Raw genomic sequence first — 16,100 nt, 5'->3', positions numbered from 1 at the left:
GTCACCGCTGATCTCACTCAATAGCCGGAAAGCCTTTAGGCGGCCGCCGATGCTTCGTAGCCTGCTCGTAAGCATAGGCCAGCGAGAACAGCAGTCCTTCGCTGTAGGGCCGACCCAAAATCTGCAATCCCGCGGGCAATCCACCGTGGCTGTATCCCATGGGCACGGTCACTGCGGGCAGTCCGGTAGCCGGGGCAAGCAGTTGACTGTTATCACCCAGGTACTCCTCAATGGCATTCGCCAGACGCGCCGGTGGGTTGGTCCAAGTTGGATAGACGATGACATCTACCTGCGCTGCATCCATGGACGCAACGACGTCCTCAAGATAAGCCTGCCTCCCGGGATGGTTGGGGAATTCCGGGCAGGGCGGATCGAGCTTCGCGGGGGGAATATTGCGCGGATACTTGCCAAAGTAATCGAGTCGACCCTCGATGTACGGCGAATACTCCCCGCTGCTTCTCACCTCCATCACATCTTTAATCGGCGCCCACTCTCCCAATGACTCCAGATACACATGCATGTCGTAACGAAAACGCGAACAAAAATAATCACCCTCTAGGTGTTCGTCAAGATTGCGAACGGCAAATGGATCGACCAGCACAGCACCCTGCGCGACAAGATCATCCAGCGCGTGCTCGAATACAGCAATGACCTCAGGATCAGCATCTTCTGTATCGACCAGCGCACGCAACACAGCGATGCGTTTGCCACGCAGGGCATTTGGATTCAGAAACGTGGTGTAATCGGCCTCGCGCCGCCCTTTGCCCAGTTCAGTAAGACGATCTGCAGCATCAAATCCTGCAATGACATTAAAGACCTTAGCGGCATCTTCCACCGTTCTCGTCATGGGTCCTGCAATGTCTCGATCAAACGCCAGGGGAATCACACCGTCGCGACTGGTGAGTCCCATCGTCGAGCGAATACCAAAAAGCGCTAGGTGCGAGGAAGGCCCACGAATAGAGTTGCCGGTATCCGTGCCCATGCCGACGACGCCAAAACTTGCCGCGGTAGCCGAGGCCGTCCCGCCACTGGAGCCTGCGGGCACCCGATTGAGGGCATAGGCGTTTGCTGTAATGCCGTAGCTAGAACTCACCGTTTGCTTGGGGCTGAACGCCCATTCGGCCATATTGGTTTTTGCGATCACGATAGCGTCAGCCGCCCGCAGCTTCTTGACCATAAAGGCATCGTCCGGCGGCACGCTGTTCTTGAGCGCCACAGAGCCTCCGCTGGTGGGCATATCGTGGGTATCAAAATTGTCTTTTAGCAAAACCGGTATGCAGAACAACGGCCCGAGGCTGTCGCCCGATGTAAGTCGCGCATCGATACTCGCTGCTTTTTTTATCGCGGCTGGGTTAGTGAAAATTACAGCATTGAGCCCCGAGGGTTGGTCATATTGCTCGATACGCCGAAGGTAGCCAGTTACAAGATCTACACAGCTCATATCACCACCTTGCAACGCACGGTGCACATCATTAATGCTAGCTTCGACGAACCGAAAGTCGCCGCTGACACGGTCATCACTGTTTTTATCAACGCCGTGTGCAGCGCAAATAGCGAGCGTAAAACTCATAGCGACAATGAGGCGTCTAATGAAGAACCCTGAATTCACAACGGCAGTCCTCTATTACTACTTGCTTGTTGGGATGTGTTTTTTTCGGCCAATAAAATAATTTTTTGGGCCAATAAAATAAATAGTCACTGTGATAAATGTCCAACGAGAACATCTAGCTTACTATGTCTGACCTGATGACTCTTATGACTCTTATGACACTTTCATGCAAGCAACCGCGGACGGCGTAACACAATGCAACATGTGATTTTTGGTGCCGGACTCATTGGTGGATATCTTGCCGGTGCAATGCTCGACAAGGGCTTGGATGTCAGCCTGGTTGCCCGGCCGTCGGTACAAGACAATCTAGCGAATGGTTTACGCCTCACCGATTACCAAGAGAATACCGCGTCCATTCGTGAAGTTACGTTTATCGCAGATGAAGACTTACGCGATGCACCGCAATCGCAGTGCTGTGACTATTTATGGCTAACGGTTAAGTGCACCGCTGTCGAAAGTGCGCTCGAGGACCTACCCGCTCTGGTGGGGCCTGACACGGTGATCTTTTGCGTACAGAATGGCCTGGGATCAGATAGCGTAGTTAAGCAAAAATTTCCGCGCAACAAGGTCATGCGCGCAATGGTTGTGTTTAATGTAGCGGAGCCCCGCGCGGGTCACTTACACCGAGGCTCCGAGGGCCATCTGTGGATCGAAGAACTGCCTGAATGCCCGGACATCGCACGCAATCTCGCCGACACGATCGACTCTCCCTTACTACCGACAAAGAGCTGTGACCATATGCAGGCTCTGCTCTGGGCAAAACTGCAGTTGAACTTGGCGAATGCGGTAAACGCCCTGGCCGATATTCCGGTGAAGCAAATGTTGGAAGATAGAGACTATCGTCGTGTGATCGCCTTACTTATGCGCGAGCTGCTAGCGGTGTGCAAAGCCAAAAACATCCAGTTACCGGCTGTCGCGAATTTGCCCGGACAGCTAATCCCTTTCTTTATTGAACTGCCGGACTTTGTGTTTAAACGACTGGGACAAAAAATGATCGCCATTGACCCGACCGTTCGTGCATCCATGTGGTGGGATTTAAGTGCGGGGAAGATAACTGAAATAGATTATCTAAACAGTGCTGTGGTCAACGAAGGCGACGCACTCGGTTTACACAGCCCGGCCAATAAAACACTGACGGCAATGATCCATGACGCAGAGCAAGGCAAAGTAGCTCAAGGTATCAGCGGTAAAGACCTACTGGCATTGTTAGTTCATAGCAGTTCGCAGCAAAGCGGATGACACTACCCCATAGCGGTGATTTGACTCGCCCTATACTTCAGTCGACGTGCTACTTAGAATAGGCCGAAGAAAAATTACTGATCACACCGAAAAGCCCCGGATTTTGATGCTTATGAGCCACAGTTCAACGCGCTTACGCGCGACCTGCTTTTTGGTGGGGGGTCGCCTGTGCGCCAGTCGGTTGCCAACGTCGTTTAGATCCCCATATCGCCTATCACCCCTGGGTTGGCTGCGAGACCCTGAGCCTTGGCCCAGGACTTCGGCTGGCTGCCCGACAACGTTGTTACAACGATGAATATAGAGCAGCAGTTTCAAGCCTACGCCGCGGACTTTGAGCTAGCCTATGTCGATGATGACTGGTCCCGGGTGGCAGATCACTTTACGAAGGACGCAAGCTACGATTCCGGAGACGGTTCTGATGCAGCCTTGGGGCGTGATGCGATAATGCTGAAATTGAAGGGTGCCGTGGATGGCTTGGACCGACAAATGGAGCAACGGGAATTACAACTACACAGCCTTTCAAGCAGCGGTGATGTAGTCACAGCAGAATGGACTATTCGCTTTATAAGGAAAGACCTTCCAACCCTAGAGATCTCGGGCAGTGAAGTGGCGCGTTTTTCCGGGATTCAAATAACTGAATTGCGAAGCGTCATTAAGGACGAATCCCTAGTGACCTTTGCTGCATGGATGGAAGCCCACGGCGCACATCTGTAGGGCGACATCCGGACTCACCCTGCACAGGCCAGCGATCCTCAGACGGATGCAGTCGATAGCTGTGGCGCCGCTCTTAACGAAGCGCTAGCATCAACGACCTCTTCCACACGGACGGTATCAATGATCACTCTGCATGGCTTTGCCTACAGCAACTACTACAACATCCCCAAACATGTGCTCCTGCACAAGGGCGTGCCATTCACCGAAGACCTTGTCTACGCCAGCGCCGAAGGCTATGAACGCCTGAACCCCGCCCGGAAAGTGCCGTCGATGACGACCTCAGATGGACAGTACCTTGCCGAGGCTTCGGTCCTGTGTGAATACATCGAAGACATGTTTCCCGAGCCAGCTCTGCTCCCCGCCGACCCTTACGCCCGCAGTCACGTGCGACGGATCATGCGTTGCGCCGAGCTCTATCTGGAACTGCCCTGCCGACGTCTGCTGCCGTTTGTGTTCACAAGAGAAACACCGCCCGAGTCGCTGTGCGAAGAAGTGAACGCTATGGTCGACCGGGGCGTAGCGAGCCTGGCTGGCTTGTGTTCTATAGACCCGTTCCTAACCGGGAGCGACTTCAGCATGGCCGACATCTACGTTCGCTATGTGCTCTCTGTGGTGGATGCCGGATCTGCCGTCTTACAACGTGATGTGGTCTCCGAAGTGGACGGACTCAAGGCTTGGCGGGCACGCTTGGCGGAGGACACGGTGTCCAAACAAGTCGATGCCGATACCGAGGCGAACAAGGATGACTTCTTTGCCTACATCGCGTCGCGGAGCTGATCTGTAAACGTCGCGGCGAAGGAGACGCCGTCGCGTCGAGCTACCCCGAGTTATCGACGGCATCCTGCCACGCGAATGCATTGATCACCCGCTCAAACCCAAAGCCGGGTTGGGCGGAGAGGCGCAGCAATTTACCCGTGATCGGATGCTCAAACTCAAGACCGGTACAAGCCAACAATAAACGCGCGCAGTCAAAACGCCGTGCAAAATAGCGGTTATGCACCCCCTTGCCATGGGTTGCGTCGCCGATGATTGGATGCGCAATGTGCTTCATATGCCGACGTAGTTGATGCTTGCGACCTGTACGCGGCCGCAGCTCTACCAGTGAGTATCTTGCTTGAGGGTAACGATCCACTGCCTCGGGCCACTCTACCTCGGCGAGTTTTCGGTAGTGTGTAAGCGCATCCTGTGGCGCTTTATCCAATCTAGCTTGCCGGTCGACGATGCGGTCGTGTTTTTCTTTGAGCGCGTGATCAATTTCGCCTGCCTCGGGACAATGGCCTCGAACCACTGCGAGATATCGCTTGGCAATCTCACGATTCGCGAACTGCTGTGTCAACAACCTTGCTACATCGCTTGATAGCGCAAACACCAATAAGCCAGAGGTAGGCTTATCAAGGCGGTGTACAGGAAACACATGTTGGCCTAATTGGTCCCTCAGCATTTGCAGGGCAAATCGTGTTTCGTGGCGATCAATGTTACTGCGATGCACGAGCAAGCCAGGCGGCTTGTCGACGACTACGACGTCACTGTCCTGAAAAATGATATCCAGCATGGGCTCAATCAAGACTTTGGAAGCAAAGCAGCACTACCCGGTCGAGCGAATTACCGCAGGTGATAGGTCAGCGCTGCGTCCCCAAAAATTCGGCAATAGCGTGCATCACCATCGGCGTTTCGCTATCAACACGGTCGTTCTCCGCGTCCGGGTCTGAGCTTTGCTTGACGATCACCACATCATGTTCAGAATTTATATAAATAAACTGTCCGTGGACCCCCAATGCGGCCACCGCGTCAACGCCGGCATAACTCCACCACTGATCGTGGTAGCCCTGAGCGACACTGCCGTACCATGCGTCCTGATAGTAGCGATTGAAGGTGGCTTGATTGCGCGGGGTCTTGATTCGCTGCGCAATGTCGGCAGACAACACTTGCTCACCGTTGGCCTGGCCATCGTCAAGAATCATCTGACCAAAACGTGCCGCATCGCGCAGGGTCATCGACAAGCCGCCACCGGCCATTTCGACACCCGTGGGATCTACCCAATAATGGGCTTCGAACTCTGTACCGAGCTTCGACCATAAGCGTTGGTATATAACATCGGCCAGCGTCTGGCCCTCGATACGCCTGATAATCCAACCGAGCACCTCGGGGTCAGGTGTTACGTAGTGAAAAGCTTCGCCGTGCTCAAATCCAAGCTGCTTGCTTGTAAGACTCTGCAAATGAGAATAAAGGCCTTCCCCGCCCAGATACATTGATGTAAGGAAGTTGGCGATATCTGAATTAGGATCATCATAGGTTTCGTCGTAGGCAATAGAATTCGTCATATCCATCACCTGCTGCACAGTCGCGTCCCCAAAGGCAGTCTGACTCAACTCCGGCACATAGGACGCCACAGTTTTCGTTCCATCGATCGCACCCTGCTCCATCAGCTGTAAAATCATGGCACCCGTAAAAGACTTTGTGACTGAGAACATCAGGTGCTGAGTTGATGGCGTCTGGCTATTCTCGTATTGCTCATGCACGACAGTGCCGCGATCCAAAACAATAAATCCGTCGGTGTAAGCGGATGCCAGCCACGTCCCCACCGTCATTGAACGCCCCTCGTCAAAATCGACCACAACATCAGCAAAATCGATGGCTTTTGACGGCAAAATCCAGGGGGAGTGAGAGGCCGGCACAGCCCGGGTGGGAAACAGTTCACGAAGGTGTTGAAAGCTCCAGCGGTTATAGGGCGGGATCACAAAATTCTCTGCCGTCACAAGCTTATCTGCTGTCGGAGGCGCACCCATCATCAAGCCGAGTTCGCTGGCCGTTGGAGGCACTGCTGCATTTATGCGAATCGAGACCGCAAGACTCAGTCCACCCACGATTAGCAGTGTCGTTTGCTTCCACATATCTAAAGACTCCCTTGGTCTGATCGCTAGCGGAGCTTAGCGTATTCCGCAGGAGAGAAGGATGGCTCTGCGATACCAACATTATGCGCCCAAAAGCATGCTCCGGATAAAACACCGCGGTCATTTCTGGCCATGTGCCTCTTAGCGTGCATGCGCATCGGAAGGGTCTACAATAAAAGTAGAGGGCGTATGATTGGTTACGTTGTTCTGGGCACTAACGATCTTGCTAAATCATCGGCGTTTTACGATGCACTGCTGGGGTCGATTGGTGTGGCGCGCATGGTGGACTTCGGCGATCGGGGTTACGCCTGGGGCGCCAATATGGAAAGTCTCATGCTCTGCATTATGACGCCGCACAACGGCGAATCTGTCACGGTGGGAAACGGCACTATGGCGGCGAGCTCTGTCGACAGCCGTGAAAATGTCGATCGCACCCATGCCAAGGCAATGGAGTTAAGTGGGTGCGATGAGGGCGCACCGGGATTGCGCGCCGAGGGCGGAGAGGGATTTTATGCCGCGTATTTTCGCGATCTCGAAGGCCATAAACTTGACGTGTTCGGCTACGGGTAGCTGGGGGAAAATGCGATGGTCACAAGCTTAAGCCTGGGCGTTCTCAATCCGACGGATCGGCGCTCCCAAAGTAAATCATATTGGGTGCATCCGATCGCGCTACAACGATGTCCATAAAGCCATCACCGTCCAAGTCGTTCACGGCAAAACCATAGGCCGTACCTTTGGCTTCGCCGAAGGACACGGGTGTGAAACCGCGCAGGCCCTCGTTAAACCAAACTACAGGGCGAGCCTCGACGTGGCCCACAACCAGATCGATTCGGCCATCACCATCCACATCTTTGGCAAGAATAGAGTAAGGGCGCTCTGCCGATTCACTCAGGAGCGTAAGACTCTCAAAGCCCGCATCGGATCTTCCGTAGAAAACCCCCCTACGAGGCGCGGCAATCACGCCACTGCCACCATCCGGGCCCTGGGTTTCAATTCCAGTGCGTGAACCCGGGGCAATAACGGCAATATCCATAAGACCATCGCCATCGAAGTCTGCGACGGCAGCAGACCGATACCCAACGCCCTTGGGCCCGAACGTCTCTCGCTCCATAAACGCGCCTTCGCCGTTGTTCAGCCGCAGCTCACTTTGGCCACCATCTCGGTGTGGAATCACCAGATCGAGATCGCCATCCGCATCCATGTCTGCGGGTGTGATAGTAGTCGCTGATCCCCGATACACAACGGTACAGGGATTTTGAAGCAGCCCGCTGGCGACACCAAAGCAAACAAAGCTCTCGGTACCCATGGGACCGCCGCGATTCGCAGCGATTACGTCCGGACGCCCGTCGCCATTCAAATCTGCCACGGACACATGGCGGGTATTCCAGTCTGGGGTGCCGAACTGCTGAACCTCGGTGAAGCTGCCGTTGCCATCATTGTGTAACACCCGCTTGGGATCCGGCGAGTCGTTGCTCACGATCATGTCCAGGTCTCCGTCCCCATCCAGATCAACAAGCGCCCCGGTGTAGGACCGATCCGGGCCCGGCCCTACGGATGCAGCCGCGGTAAAGACACCTTTGCCGTCACCCAGTCGGACTTGATTTTGAAGCGGCCAGTGACGGCCTTTCACAAGAATCACATCTAGATGACCATCACCATTCACATCCCCCAAACTGACGTTAGCCGAGGTATAGGCGGCATCCTCCAAGGCCAAACTCCGGTTAAAGGATCGCGCGCCAGCCTTCTCGGCTGCGATCACCCCCGAAATGTCATAGGCCGTGACTAGCATGACGGCAAATGCCAGCGTGAAAACAGCAGGTATACGAATTTGTCTCATGGGCTTTAGTATAAGCTGCCAGTAAACCAGACACATTCCTTGGCGAACTGTGCGCCTCATATGGACAAAAGGAAGAAGGCATGGACGACTCTATAATCCTGCACCACTACGAAAGCTCCCCTTATGCGGAGAAGATACGCCTGATGTTCGGCTTCACAAATAGTAGTTGGTGCTCTCTCATCTCTCCGGCCTGGCCACCCCGGCCCAATGTGGACCCCCTGTCCGGGGGCTACCGCCGGATTCCTATTGCGCAACTTGGCGCTGATATCTTCTGTGACTCGGCGTTGATCGCACAGGAGATTGCCACAGCGACCCAGAACCCGTCCCTGGACCCCTACCGTGCAAGTGGCTCCTCTCTTGAGCTCATGAAAAGAGCAGAGGGCGATGGGTTTTTTGCGGCCATTATGTCAGTGCCGAGACTAAGTCTTCTTGGCACCATGCTTCGAGGCTTTGGACCACTGGGCGCCTATCGTTTCGTAAAGGATCGCAGCGGTCTTTTAAAAGGAGGCACGAGCAAACCCAAAGCCGCCGCCGATGCGAAAGACATCATGCTCGGTATCTTTGAAACCCTCGAGGGCATTCTGGCCACACAAACCTGGATCGGCGGCGACACACCCAGCGTCGCTGACTTCGCTGTGTACCACCCCATCTGGTTGCACCTAAGCTGCAGCGGAGACCTGCCGCCATCAGCCACAAAAGTCCGCCACTGGTACGAGCAACTGGGCCAGTTTGGTCACGGAGACCGGCACGAGATCACCCAAGACGACGCCTTCGAAAGGGCCCAAAGCTCAGCTCCACGCCCTTTGCCCACAAGTGACGCCATCGATGACCTGGAACTTGGTCAGTTTATTGAGATTCAGCCTGAAGATTACGGTGTGGTTGCGGTGAGCGGCACGTTGGTGGCGGTCACGACTGACCGGGTCATCATTGCTCGTGAAACAGAGATGTTCGGCGAACTGCATGTACATTTTCCACGCAGCGGTTATGCGCTACAGGCCGCCATTAAAACGTAGTGGTGCCACTCAAAGCTGCGCTGAGCAACGCCATTTTGTCGCTAGCTCGGCCCGGCTAAGGCTCCTTAACAGGAGACTGGAGCAATTGATCCAGCACGGCTCGAACTTCGCTCGCCCATATCTGGGACACTTTTTTTCCCGCTGGCAGGTTCGTGCTGCGACGGCGGTAAGCAATATTGCCGCTTCCGTCCACCACCAAAAGACCGGGGATAAAGTCGATGGCCCAGGCGTCCCCGATGGCATCGGCATCAGCAATCGCAGTTAGCGGAAACCCCAGAGACTTGGCGTAAGCCGCTGCATCACCGTAGCCGCGTTCTTTATGATTCAGACCGATAATCTTTACCCCCGCCTCTGCATACTCCGCCTGAATCTCCTGGGCCCGGGGCATAAATGCCTTGCAATAGGGGCACCAGGTAGCCCAGAACAATATCACCGCCGGCTTTCCCTCCAGCACTTCGGGGAACACCACGGTATCGCCCGTAATCAGGTCCTTGCCTGACCAGGTAGGTGCAACGTCACCTTGGTTGACGGCGAGAGTTTGACCGGCCAGCAGCATCAGCAGGGCCAGGGTGAGAAATCGTTTCATGAGCTGTTACCTGATTGCTCTTTAGCGATGATCCTAAACCATCCTCAGATTATTATCGCTGCTTATGGCAACAGGTGTAGAGCCACGCTGATACTGCGCAACAATCTGCACGCGCATTTACTCTTGAATGCCATCAAAGATGACACGCGCCACCTTAACTCTGGGTGTATCACTGATGTCCGTCCACGACACATAGACGGTGTTTTCGACGCTCTCGATAACCGGAAAGCCACTGCGGCGAGAGGCGCTGGTCAAAGCAACATCGATGCTGTCTATTGGCTGCCCCGCAGGACTAAAGCGAGAGAGCATGATTGTGGCCTCAACCCGGGTATCCAACCAACTAACAACCACTTCACCGTTGTCGAGGATCTCGGCATCGACGCGACCATTGGTATCCGGCCCCGCTACCAGCGTGGGGGGCGCAAAGCTTGCACCACTATCTGAGGATATGGCCAGCTGCACCTTGGGTGAGTCGTTCTTGGCGGTGAACCACGCCACGGCGACTACATTATCTCTAGCGGCTACAGCAGGCCCGTTGACCGGACAACCCATGACCTGCCAGTCGTCCTTATGAATCACTTCAGGCTGCGTCCAAGCCTCATCAATCAAGCGCACAATGGCGATGTCTCGCACTTCATTTGCAGTGCGATCACGATAGACTACAACCGGGCCGGCATCCGTCATTGCGGCACTGGTTTGACAGCAGTCGCAGCTTGCCTGATCAAGCTCCCATTCACGCAAATTATCGCCAGCGGCATCGAACACGGCGGCTCGTAAGGTCATAGGGCCGGCCTCCGGTTGGTTCTTGGTGTTTCGACCGTCCAGCCAGGCTATCAGTGTTTGCTGCCCTGCCATCGGGAGCATCGATACAAATCCGTTCTCCGCCGCGATACCGCTACGGTTTATAACGATACCTTCGCCCCATTGCGCCTGAGTTGGGTTGTAAAAGCTCGCCACCACGTCGTAGTCGTAAGCGCCCTCGCCACTGGTTTGCAGCCAGTGTGCAACACCAGTGCCCGCGTTCATCGAAAGCACAGGGAAGTCAGCCCAATTAACAAACCAATTCGTACCTTTGCTAATGCTTTGCGGCACGCTCCAGGCATCATCAATCAATTTTGCGTAAGCAAGCTGCGCCTGGGGCTCGCCCTGAGTCACCCAGGACAGATACACGCTCCCAAATTCATCACTCGTTACCCGCGACAGCTCACTATTAGGCGGAGCCGGTGATGGCAGCTGCACAATCTGGTGCTGAACGTTAACTGGAGCCGCATCAGCAACAGCCGTAAGACCAGCGCTGACAGCCACAAGGCAGAGTAGTAGTGCTCCTTGCAGAGATCCAAGTGTTAAACGTCTCATAGTCGACATGCCACCCTCACGGTTTATCACTGAAGAGGCCTAGCTGGGAGAGCCTCTGGACGATTTGCTCCCGGGACTGCAGGCCAATGAGCGTACCCGCCACCTCATTAGCCGGCGACACAATGTAGGTTGTAGGCATAACACTAGGCGCTGGTAGCTCGGAGTCGATGATCTGCTCGCGAGTCAATGTGGGAAAATTGATACCCAGGGATTTCGCAATCTTAAGCGTGACATCCCGAGGATCATCATCAAAGTTTACTCCGACAAGCTGCACGCCGTTCAATGCAAGCTCCTCGCTCAGCGCGTTCAGCATGGGTATTTCTTTACGGCAAGGCGAACACCACTCCGACCAGTAATTCACCAAACGCCAGCTGCCATTCTCCTCGCTGTCGTCTGCTGCCGTGGCAAACACCGAAGCCAATAGAGCTACCAGTAGCACGAACGATCGAGTCTGCTGCTGTTTGGTTTTCAACGCATCACCTTTATAAAAGCCTGCAAGGTACTATAGCATATCGCTATCAGCTCAGCCTCGAACTCAGCTCACGCTACGCGCCTGATCATCCCAAAAGGGCTTGCGTAGCTCTGTCTTGAGTATTTTCCCGGCCCCGGATAATGGAAAAGGCTCGCTGCGGAAACTCATGGAACGTGGCCGCTTGTAGTTGGCAATAATCGGGACCGTATGTTCCAGCAACTCTTCTACTGTCACGCTCTGACCCTCGTGCAGGATCACGATTGCATGAACGGTCTCCCCCCACTTCTCGTCGGGAATACCGATCACCGACACAGCGGCCACGGCGGCGTGCGTGGAAACAGCACTTTCGACCTCCGCCGAAAAAACGTTCTCTCCGCCGGTCACAATCATGTCCTTCAAGCGATCCACGATAAATATAAAACCATCATCATCCCGGTAAGCGCCATCGCCCGTATTAACCCAACCGTCTTTCAATGTCTCGGCCGTTTGCTCGGGTCGATTCCAGTAACCCAGCATCGAACCCGGAGATCGCGCGACAATTTCGCCGACCTCGCCGTTGGGAAGATCCTTGCCCTCATCGTCGCAAATTCGAATCTCGACACCCGGTCCGGCTCGACCGGCGGAGCGTAGTTTGCCTGCCTGCGGCCCCTCAAGAGTGTGATTCTCTGCGGCAAGCAGCGTGATGATTGGCGCCATCTCCGTCTGCCCGTAACCCTGCGTCCAACCCATCCAGGGCAGTATTTCTAATAACTTCAGCATGAGTCCCTCGGGCATCGGTGAGGCGCCGTAAGCTACGCTGCGCAGCGTGCGCAAGCGCTGGGGATCAAAATCCGAGTGATTCACCAGCATGCCCAACATGGTGGGCACCATGAGCGTGTGCGTTACCTGCTCTCCTTCGATCAACTCCATCACTTTTACCGGATCGAAACCTGGCAAGAACGTGTGGCAGAGTCCGCCGGTACAGGCCGCACCAGAGAACGCACCGTCGGCAAGGTGAAACATAGGCCCAGCATGCAGATACACATCGCCTGACAGATAGTCAGAGCCACTACTCACGCTCAGATTATTGAACCAGATCGCCTGCTGAGACAGCATCACCCCCTTGGGAAAGCCAGTGGTACCGCCGGTGTAATACAGACCCGCCAGATCATCACCACTGCGCCTGGCATCCTGGCAAGGCTCATTCGAGGCAATTAAGGTCTCGTAATCCAGCGACCCTTCGGGTCTGTCACCCTCACCCGTAAAGACAACACTCTTAAGAGGCATTTCTTGGGTAATCGCGTCCAACATCGGTGCAAAGGCATCATCGATAAAAAGCACCGTCGCGCCAGCATCTTTTAGCGCGTAGGCATTCTCTGCCGCGGACCAGCGGGTATTCATCGGCACGACGACGGCACCGGCCCACCAGACGGCAAAGTAGTATTCCAGATAGCGATCGCTGTTCAGCGCCAAGATCGCCACACGCTCGCCAGCTTCAACGTCCATCCCCCGAAGCGCCGCGGCAAGACTCGCAACCCGTGTTTGCATATCGAGCCAACTGTGGCTGCGTCCAAGATGCCGTGTGGCGGGCGCACTGGGTATTGCACGCGCATTGGACGTGAGGAACTCTGTGACTGAATACATGTACTTATCCTTATAATTCTGGCTTCGATACCCAAAAATCGTTGAGCCCAACGCTAAAGCTCCGCCAGCTATACTAGACATCCGGAGCAAGCGAGGGAATCACGTGCCCAAATTCAAAAACCTCATGCCGATTTTACTTTGTGCGGGGCTTATGCTGCCGATACTGTTCGCTAACGAGGTGGTACTGGCTGATCGGGGATTGCCTCAGGCCTATCCAGACTATACCGGCTCCTATGCGGGATTTTCACTGGTATTGGATGAGCGCTTCGATACCTTCGATGATGCCGTATGGGCCAAGGGCGACGGAGCAGTGGGCAAAGAGTCCATGTGTCGATTTCAAGATCTAGGTGTGCAAATCAACCACGGCACCCTGGAGCTACTCATCGATGAACATCATGTCCCCGGCGGTTGGTCACAAAATCACCAGGAAATAAAAGAGGCCTATGACTTTGTCTGTGGCGAAGTGCGCACTCGATCGGAGTTACGCATGCGCTATGGCCGCATCGAAACACGGATGCAAGCACCTGACCGACGTACTGCATCGGGGTATATCTCTTCTTTGTTTACCTATGTCAACGAAGGAAACGAGCAGTTTGACCGCGAATGGGAAGAGATCGATATTGAACTCGAAGGCGGTCGTCCCGATAAATTTCAGGCCAACCTGATTTATGGACTAAACACCATCAGCTGGTTGGAAACCCGACGCTTTGGCGCTTGGGAAGACAAAATCGATGTCGGCCCGGTAGATAGCTGGCGCGTGTTCGCCATCGAGTGGCTGCCGGATCGTATTAACTGGTATGTCGACGGAGAACGGGTCAAATCGCTGACAGCCGATGACCTGGACTGTGATCCAGCCTGCGTAGACCCACAGCGAAGGCCCACGCCCATACCCGATCAATTTACAGACGTGATGATGAACTTCTGGATTCCCAACGACGATATTCAGGACGTGTTTGGCGGTAACAAACGGGGCAACCGCTATCCCATGCGCGCACGTTACGACTGGCTGCGAATTTATCAATACGACGCTGAGCCCCTGGAGAACTGGTCACATATCGCCCAACAACACTCCAAACACCACCGATGAATCGCGCTGGTCTTCGCGCCGTGATCTTTGATCTGGACGGTACACTCGTGGACTCACAGCTCGACTTTGCGGCCATGAGGCAACAATTAGGCGCGCCCGAAGAAGTGGGCCTACTTGAATACATCGCCGACCTTTCATCACAGGGAGACCGTGACCAGGCAATGGCAATTATTCATCGGCACGAAATCGCCGGCGCTCAAGCTGCACACTGGATGCCCGGTGCGGAGCAAACCGTTCACGCCCTCCGTCAGCAACAAATCCCTATTGCCATCGTCACGCGCAATAGTCGTCAAGCTGCACAGTTGACCATGGAGCGATTAGGTATGCCGGCGATGCCCCTAAAAGCCCGCGAAGATGCAGCACCTAAACCTGACCCCGAAGCACTTCTCGCGCTAGCTTCTGACTGGCGTATACCACCAGAGCACTGCGCTTACGTCGGTGACTTTCGCTACGATATTGAAGCGGCACAACGTGCCGGCATGCTTCCCGTACTGTACGTAGGTGACGGAGAGGTACCTACAGAGTATGGCGCGGGAGTCCGCGTACTCAGACAGTTCAGTTCATTAACGTTGTGGATCGAGAGCTCAGCAATCTAAGCAGCGCTCCGCGCCGTATCCCCATCGACAAATAGACACGCAGTTCTAGCTAAAGGCCCTACCATGCATAAGGTTTATATCATCCACGAAAATCGTGAGTGGAGCAGTCCTCTGATGGATGCACTGGACGCTTTGGACGTGCCCTATGAGGATTGGTTTCTGAATGAAGGCGAACTCGACCTATCGGCGGCGCCGCCAACCGGTGTGTTCTACAACCGTATGAGTGCCTCCTCACATACCCGAGGCCATCGTTATGCACCCGAGTACGCTGCAGCTGTGTTGTCCTGGTTAGAATGTCATGGCCGCCGTGTGCTTAACCCCGGACGGGCCTTACAGTTAGAACTGAGCAAAGTCGCGCAATACTCCGCGCTTGAAGCGCAGGCGATAAAGACACCGCGCACCATAGCCGTTGTCGGTAAAAAAGGACTCGCGGCTGCCGGCGCGAGTATGGGAGCGCCATTTATTACCAAGCACAATCGTGCAGGAAAAGGCTTGGGCGTCCGGCTGTTCCAATCTGTAGAAGAACTCAATGACTATGTAAACAGCACATCCTTCGAAGAACCCATCGACGGCATCACACTCATACAACAATACATTGACGCACCCGAGCCCTTCATTACGCGCTGCGAGTTCGTGGGCCAGGAGTTTGTCTACGCCGTGCGCGTCGACACCTCCGATGGGTTTTTGCTCTGCCCTGCGGATGAATGTCAGGACGAGGACGCGACGGTGTGTCCGGCAACATCGACTGCCAAGTTCGAAATCCTAGAAGGCTTTGACGATCCAATCATTGAGGATTACCGCCGCATGCTGATCGCCAACGACATACACGTGGCCGGAGTCGAGAACATTGTCGACGCCGATGGTCAGCGCTATACCTACGACATTAATACCAACACCAATTACAACCCGAGAGCGGAGCACAAAGCTGGGGTATCGGGTATGCAAGCCATCGCTAGCCTGCTGCAAACCGAACTAGCAGTCATCGCCTAAAAACGGGCATCAAGGGTTTGCCAAGAACGCTTAACCGAAAGCTGCAATTCGCGAATTGCAGTCTCTTACGTTTGTCCAGACGCCCCG

Annotated in this window: 16 protein-coding genes; 8 read left to right on the top strand and 8 right to left on the bottom strand. The window is 54.7% G+C overall.

Translation table 11 applies throughout. The features are described 5' to 3' along the window. Positions 1 to 13: 13 nt before the first annotated feature. Entirely contained in the window at positions 14 to 1,609 is a 1,596-nt protein-coding gene (locus ACI9KD_RS07640) for an amidase (protein WP_414980568.1), read from the bottom strand. Between the two features lie 195 nt (positions 1,610 to 1,804). Between ACI9KD_RS07640 and ACI9KD_RS07635 the strand changes: the two genes are divergently transcribed. From ACI9KD_RS07635 to ACI9KD_RS07625, 3 genes are all read left to right on the top strand, one after another. After that, entirely contained in the window at positions 1,805 to 2,848 is a 1,044-nt protein-coding gene (locus ACI9KD_RS07635; RefSeq protein WP_414980567.1) for a 2-dehydropantoate 2-reductase, read from the top strand. Between the two features lie 246 nt (positions 2,849 to 3,094). Then, entirely contained in the window at positions 3,095 to 3,562 is a 468-nt protein-coding gene (locus tag ACI9KD_RS07630) for a nuclear transport factor 2 family protein (RefSeq protein ID WP_414980566.1), read from the top strand. A gap of 120 nt (positions 3,563 to 3,682) precedes the next feature. Next, positions 3,683 to 4,339, top strand: a complete 657-nt coding sequence (locus ACI9KD_RS07625; RefSeq protein ID WP_414980565.1) for a glutathione S-transferase family protein — start codon at positions 3,683 to 3,685, stop codon at positions 4,337 to 4,339. A gap of 40 nt (positions 4,340 to 4,379) precedes the next feature. Here the strand turns inward: ACI9KD_RS07625 and truC are convergent, their stop codons facing one another. Both truC and ACI9KD_RS07615 read right to left on the bottom strand, forming a co-directional pair. Then, positions 4,380 to 5,114 (bottom strand): tRNA pseudouridine(65) synthase TruC, encoded by a 735-nt coding sequence (truC, locus tag ACI9KD_RS07620; protein WP_414980564.1) that lies wholly within the window; start codon positions 5,112 to 5,114, stop codon positions 4,380 to 4,382. Positions 5,115 to 5,181: 67 nt separating this feature from the next. After that, entirely contained in the window at positions 5,182 to 6,453 is a 1,272-nt protein-coding gene (locus tag ACI9KD_RS07615) for a serine hydrolase domain-containing protein (protein WP_414980563.1), read from the bottom strand. A 189-nt stretch (positions 6,454 to 6,642) separates the two neighbouring features. Here ACI9KD_RS07615 and ACI9KD_RS07610 point away from each other — a divergent pair, with 189 nt between their 5' ends. Next, positions 6,643 to 7,023, top strand: coding sequence for a VOC family protein (locus tag ACI9KD_RS07610; RefSeq protein WP_414980562.1), 381 nt, complete (start codon positions 6,643 to 6,645; stop codon positions 7,021 to 7,023). A 43-nt stretch (positions 7,024 to 7,066) separates the two neighbouring features. Here the strand turns inward: ACI9KD_RS07610 and ACI9KD_RS07605 are convergent, their stop codons facing one another. Further along, a complete protein-coding gene (locus ACI9KD_RS07605) occupies positions 7,067 to 8,290 on the bottom strand; it encodes an FG-GAP repeat domain-containing protein (protein ID WP_414980561.1) in 1,224 nt (407 codons plus the stop codon). Positions 8,291 to 8,370: 80 nt separating this feature from the next. Between ACI9KD_RS07605 and ACI9KD_RS07600 the strand changes: the two genes are divergently transcribed. Next, positions 8,371 to 9,303 carry a glutathione S-transferase family protein gene (locus ACI9KD_RS07600; protein WP_414980560.1) on the top strand — a complete coding sequence of 311 codons (933 nt, stop codon included), beginning with the start codon at positions 8,371 to 8,373 and terminating at the stop codon, positions 9,301 to 9,303. A gap of 55 nt (positions 9,304 to 9,358) precedes the next feature. Here ACI9KD_RS07600 and ACI9KD_RS07595 read toward each other — a convergent pair whose 3' ends face one another. The 4 genes from ACI9KD_RS07595 to ACI9KD_RS07580 form a co-directional block, all read right to left on the bottom strand. Beyond that, positions 9,359 to 9,889 (bottom strand): TlpA family protein disulfide reductase, encoded by a 531-nt coding sequence (locus ACI9KD_RS07595; RefSeq protein WP_414980559.1) that lies wholly within the window; start codon positions 9,887 to 9,889, stop codon positions 9,359 to 9,361. Between the two features lie 117 nt (positions 9,890 to 10,006). Further along, positions 10,007 to 11,245: a hypothetical protein gene (locus tag ACI9KD_RS07590; RefSeq protein WP_414980558.1), complete on the bottom strand. Its 1,239-nt coding sequence runs from the start codon at positions 11,243 to 11,245 to the stop codon at positions 10,007 to 10,009. A gap of 16 nt (positions 11,246 to 11,261) precedes the next feature. After that, positions 11,262 to 11,717: a TlpA family protein disulfide reductase gene (locus ACI9KD_RS07585; RefSeq protein WP_414980557.1), complete on the bottom strand. Its 456-nt coding sequence runs from the start codon at positions 11,715 to 11,717 to the stop codon at positions 11,262 to 11,264. 63 nt (positions 11,718 to 11,780) lie between these two features. Then, complete coding sequence (locus ACI9KD_RS07580; RefSeq protein ID WP_414980556.1) at positions 11,781 to 13,340, bottom strand: long-chain-fatty-acid--CoA ligase; 1,560 nt, start codon at positions 13,338 to 13,340, stop codon at positions 11,781 to 11,783. 103 nt (positions 13,341 to 13,443) lie between these two features. Between ACI9KD_RS07580 and ACI9KD_RS07575 the strand changes: the two genes are divergently transcribed. The 3 genes from ACI9KD_RS07575 (at position 13,444) to ACI9KD_RS07565 (ending at position 16,013) form a co-directional block, all read left to right on the top strand. Next, a complete protein-coding gene (locus tag ACI9KD_RS07575) occupies positions 13,444 to 14,427 on the top strand; it encodes a family 16 glycosylhydrolase (RefSeq protein ID WP_414980555.1) in 984 nt (327 codons plus the stop codon). Next, positions 14,424 to 15,023: an HAD family hydrolase gene (locus ACI9KD_RS07570; RefSeq protein WP_414980554.1), complete on the top strand. Its 600-nt coding sequence runs from the start codon at positions 14,424 to 14,426 to the stop codon at positions 15,021 to 15,023. Before ACI9KD_RS07575 ends, ACI9KD_RS07570 begins: the two co-directional genes overlap by 4 nt. A gap of 63 nt (positions 15,024 to 15,086) precedes the next feature. Continuing rightward, positions 15,087 to 16,013 carry an ATP-grasp domain-containing protein gene (locus tag ACI9KD_RS07565; protein WP_414980553.1) on the top strand — a complete coding sequence of 309 codons (927 nt, stop codon included), beginning with the start codon at positions 15,087 to 15,089 and terminating at the stop codon, positions 16,011 to 16,013. The last annotated feature ends 87 nt before the right edge of the window (positions 16,014 to 16,100 follow it).

The sequence above is a fragment of the Congregibacter sp. genome (assembly GCF_047617445.1).
Taxonomy (GTDB): domain Bacteria; phylum Pseudomonadota; class Gammaproteobacteria; order Pseudomonadales; family Halieaceae; genus Congregibacter.
This window is presented reverse-complemented; position numbering and strand designations above follow the sequence as displayed.

Excerpts from the sequence above, each read along its gene's own strand:
- ACI9KD_RS07635 (WP_414980567.1), top strand. The coding sequence starts at position 1,805 with ATGCAACATGTGATTTTTGGTGCCGGACTCATTGGTGGATATCTTGCC.
- ACI9KD_RS07625 (WP_414980565.1), top strand. The coding sequence starts at position 3,683 with ATGATCACTCTGCATGGCTTTGCCTACAGCAACTACTACAACATCCCC.
- truC (WP_414980564.1), bottom strand. The coding sequence starts at position 5,114 with ATGCTGGATATCATTTTTCAGGACAGTGACGTCGTAGTCGTCGACAAG.
- ACI9KD_RS07615 (WP_414980563.1), bottom strand. The coding sequence starts at position 6,453 with ATGTGGAAGCAAACGACACTGCTAATCGTGGGTGGACTGAGTCTTGCG.
- ACI9KD_RS07610 (WP_414980562.1), top strand. The coding sequence starts at position 6,643 with ATGATTGGTTACGTTGTTCTGGGCACTAACGATCTTGCTAAATCATCG.
- ACI9KD_RS07605 (WP_414980561.1), bottom strand. The coding sequence starts at position 8,290 with ATGAGACAAATTCGTATACCTGCTGTTTTCACGCTGGCATTTGCCGTC.
- ACI9KD_RS07600 (WP_414980560.1), top strand. The coding sequence starts at position 8,371 with ATGGACGACTCTATAATCCTGCACCACTACGAAAGCTCCCCTTATGCG.
- ACI9KD_RS07595 (WP_414980559.1), bottom strand. The coding sequence starts at position 9,889 with ATGAAACGATTTCTCACCCTGGCCCTGCTGATGCTGCTGGCCGGTCAA.
- ACI9KD_RS07590 (WP_414980558.1), bottom strand. The coding sequence starts at position 11,245 with ATGAGACGTTTAACACTTGGATCTCTGCAAGGAGCACTACTACTCTGC.
- ACI9KD_RS07580 (WP_414980556.1), bottom strand. The coding sequence starts at position 13,340 with ATGTATTCAGTCACAGAGTTCCTCACGTCCAATGCGCGTGCAATACCC.
- ACI9KD_RS07570 (WP_414980554.1), top strand. The coding sequence starts at position 14,424 with ATGAATCGCGCTGGTCTTCGCGCCGTGATCTTTGATCTGGACGGTACA.
- ACI9KD_RS07565 (WP_414980553.1), top strand. The coding sequence starts at position 15,087 with ATGCATAAGGTTTATATCATCCACGAAAATCGTGAGTGGAGCAGTCCT.